At 54.3% G+C, this 3,492-nt stretch carries 4 protein-coding genes; all 4 read left to right on the forward strand.

Annotation, left to right across the window (positions count from 1 at the left end; genetic code table 11):
• The first annotated feature begins 87 nt into the window (after positions 1 to 87).
• Genes HY26_RS16285 through terL form a run of 4 tightly spaced genes read left to right on the forward strand, consistent with a single transcriptional unit; the run spans position 88 to position 3,246 of the window.
• Positions 88 to 1,086, forward strand: coding sequence for a ParB N-terminal domain-containing protein (locus HY26_RS16285; protein ID WP_370453459.1), 999 nt, complete (start codon positions 88 to 90; stop codon positions 1,084 to 1,086).
• Between the two features lie 21 nt (positions 1,087 to 1,107).
• A complete protein-coding gene (locus tag HY26_RS16290) occupies positions 1,108 to 1,401 on the forward strand; it encodes a DNA methyltransferase (RefSeq protein ID WP_158531541.1) in 294 nt (97 codons plus the stop codon).
• A complete protein-coding gene (locus tag HY26_RS16295) occupies positions 1,398 to 1,790 on the forward strand; it encodes a DUF5681 domain-containing protein (RefSeq protein WP_112074141.1) in 393 nt (130 codons plus the stop codon). The genes HY26_RS16290 and HY26_RS16295 overlap by 4 nt, the downstream gene beginning before the upstream one ends.
• Positions 1,777 to 3,246 carry a phage terminase large subunit gene (terL, locus tag HY26_RS16300; protein ID WP_158531542.1) on the forward strand — a complete coding sequence of 490 codons (1,470 nt, stop codon included), beginning with the start codon at positions 1,777 to 1,779 and terminating at the stop codon, positions 3,244 to 3,246. Before HY26_RS16295 ends, terL begins: the two co-directional genes overlap by 14 nt.
• The last annotated feature ends 246 nt before the right edge of the window (positions 3,247 to 3,492 follow it).

The following is a 3,492-nucleotide window of genomic DNA, read 5'->3' on the forward strand; positions in this document are numbered from 1 at the left end:
ATACCGGACCACTTTTCGGGATGCAGACCAACAAAGGAGACTTCGATGGGCAACACGCCCGAATCCGACCCGTATTTGAATGGGTTTATGCCGACGGTCATACGCGTCGCAATTGCGACATTGATCATTTACCCACGGCGCGCCCGCCGGCATTCGGCCAGCAAACTCAAGAAGCTGATCAAATCCATTCAGGATGTTGGCCTGCTTGATCCGATCATCATCGACGAACACAACACAATTCTGTCCGGACATGAAAGGGTGAAGGCCTACCAATTCATCGGCCTGGAGTTCATCCCGGCCATCCGCGCTTCTCATATGTCGCCGGATCAAAAAGCATCTTTCGTTCTCTCATCGAACAAATTGGTGGAAGACGGATCATGGGATCGCCCCACCCTGAAACAGGAACTCTCGATGCTCGTCGAGATGGGCTGCGACATCGATCTCGAAACCACAGGCTTCGACATCGGCGAAATCGATCTTGTGATCGGTTCGGACGACGAAACCGAGGATGAGCCACCAGTTCCTGAGGCCCCAGCTGCCCCGGTCACCCAACCGGGCGATATCTGGATCCTTGGCGACCACCGCCTGATCTGCGGCAGCTGCCTGGAAGCGGCAATCTGGGCTCGCCTGATGAGTGGTGAGGTTGCGCGGGTCTGCTTCACCGATCCACCCTACAATGTCCGCATCCGGGGGCATGTCTCATCCAAAGACCACGATGACTTCGCAATGGCGTCCGGTGAAATGACTTCCGAAGAGTTCACCGGGTTCCTCACCGCTGCCCTCCAGAATGCAATTAATTGCACGCTCGACGGCGGAGTGCACTTAATTGCAATCGACCACAGGCACCTGCGCGAACTCTTCGCAGCCGCTGACCCGATCTACGATGATTACCTCAACATGATCGTCTGGACCAAGACCAATGCCGGCATGGGTTCATTCTACAGATCCCGTCACGAGCTATTCCTGATCTACAAAGTTGGCATCGCACCTCATCTAAACAATGTTCAACTCGGCCGGTTCGGCCGGAACCGTTCAAACGTGTGGGCCTATCCCGGCGCCAATACATTCCGCAAAGGTCGCGACTAGGATCTCGCCGATCATCCAACGGTGAAACCCGTCGCCATGGTCGCGGACGCCCTCCTTGATGCCTCTGCGCCGGATGACATCTGCATCGACGGCTTCGGTGGCTCCGGCACACTCATCCTCGCTGCCGAGCGCACCAATCGCCGCGCCCGCGTCATCGAACTGGAGCCCAAGTATTGTGATGTCGCAGTGCGGCGATGGGAGGAGATGACGGGCCGCAAAGCCTTGCTGGAGAGACCCAGCCCGCCAGGCGTCATCGCCCTGCCTGCACCGACTACCTTGCTCCTGCCACCTCCGGACAAGGAGGGCGAGGCATGAGCAAGGAGCCCATTGGCTATAGCAAGCCGCCGAAGAAATCACAATTTAAACCCGGGCAGTCCGGCAACCCAAAGGGCAGACCGAAGGGCGCGAAATCGCTAAGGTCTGTGGTCCAGAAGGAACTCGCTTCGAAAATCGAGATTAGAGTCCAGGGCAAGAAGACCAGGACAACAAAGCTCGAGGCTGCGGTCATGAAACTCGTAAATGATGCACTTTCGGGCAACGTCAATGCCCTTGCGGAGCTGCTGAAGCTCGCCGCGATACACCTGCCACAGGATACCGGTATGACCGCCGCCAATATGCCGGCGACGGCAGAGGATGAAGCGCTGCTCAAGAAGTTCCTGGCAAGAACCCTGGCATCAAAGAAGGGACAAAATGACTCCGACTGAGTCCACGCCCACCAAAGCCGAAATTTATGCAGCATGCCGACTGGATTTTGGCACTTTTGCCAGAAAATGTTACGAGTGCCTCCATCCCGGAGAACCACTCAAGGACAACTATCATATCGACGCGATATGTTACCAAATGGACCGTGTCCGGGATGGTGACAATCGCAATCTCATGGTCCTGATGCCACCTCGCTCATTGAAGTCAGAGATCATATCAGTTGCATGGCCAGCCTTCTTGCTGGGCCACGACCCTACCCTGCGTATCCTGGTCGCCAGCTATTCGCAGGATCTGGCGACATCCATCCACCGGACATTCCGGAAGCTGATTTCCCATCCGGAAATCCAGGCGATATTTCCTGTGTTCGCAAACAAGGCGGCAAAGGACACGGAATCAGAAACCCATTTGTCTGAAGGAGGTTTCCGCAAGGCAGTTTGGGTCGATGGAGGTGTGACTGGACAAGGCGCTCATATCCACATCATTGATGATCCCTTGAAAGCATCAGACGCAGACAATGAAGCTGTGTGCGCGAAGACCGCAGAGTTCTTCGACAACACCTTCTCAAGCCGCACCAACAGTCCGGCAGAATTCAGAACTGTGTTAGTGATGCAGCGACTTTCCGAATATGACTTGGCCGGTCACTTCTTAAAGCGGGGAGATTTCGAGGTGCTCAAGATCTCGGCGATAGCCGAGAATGATGAGAAGATCCCAACAGGTCCTGGCCTCTTTCACAATCGCGAGGCCGGAGAGTCTTTTCACGAAGCCCACTACCCTCTCGAGGAATTAGAAAAGCGCCGACGGACGATGACGCCGAGGGCTTTTTCCTCACAGTTTCAGCAAAACCCGGCTCCGCTCGGCGGAGGCCTGATCGATCTTTCAAAGTTCAAGCGCTATGAAACCCCGCCCAAAGTTTGGGACGATCGCTTTATAAGTGTAGATGCATCCTCCGGTGCTGACTCAAAATCGTATGACGTAATTCTCGTCGGAAGAATTTCCAATGGAAGACTTTATGTTACCAACGTCATACGCAAGAAATTATCCTTGTACGACCTTCTGGATATGGTCTTAGAGGCTGATGCGAAGTACGATTTTGACCGGATGGTGATCGAGAAGACCGCAAATGGCAGAGAACTGATCACGGGCATATTGCGGAAGTACGCAGGGCGTGAAGACAAGCTGATACGATACCCCAACTTCATTCAGGGAATTACACCCACCGGGAACAAGGTCGCGCGAATGGAAGCAGCCATGATCGCAATCGCCGCCGGGAAGGTGCTTCTGCCAAAATGCGCTCCATGGCTCGATGACTTTGAAGCCGAGCTTCGGGCGTTCCCAGAAGGAAAGACGGATGATCAGGTCGATGCCCTTTCTCAGGCTGTAAAGTACTTCGACTTCTTCATGAACGATCCACTCAACCGGGATATTCAAGGATGGCCAGCATATCCGAAAGTGAAATAGGCTTTGTACGGTAAGAAATGGACATTCGTTCCGCCAACCTTCCAAAAGCCACCCTACACTTTTTGCCACCCTATTCGGACGTCAGCCTTTGGCCGCAAAAGCAGTCACCGCCCTTTTGCCAGTTGTTGATCTGGCAGCTTCTCTGCTGTCCTGGCGTCAAGGACCTGCCGTTCAGTTCTCGAGGGATTTCTCGAAATAAACCCGCGACAGGTGGTGCTTAGCTTAGCTTAGCTTAGCTTAGCTTAG

It is taken from the genome of Hyphomonas sp. GM-8P, from assembly GCF_003263315.1.
In the GTDB taxonomy this organism is placed as follows: Bacteria; Pseudomonadota; Alphaproteobacteria; order Caulobacterales; family Hyphomonadaceae; genus Hyphomonas.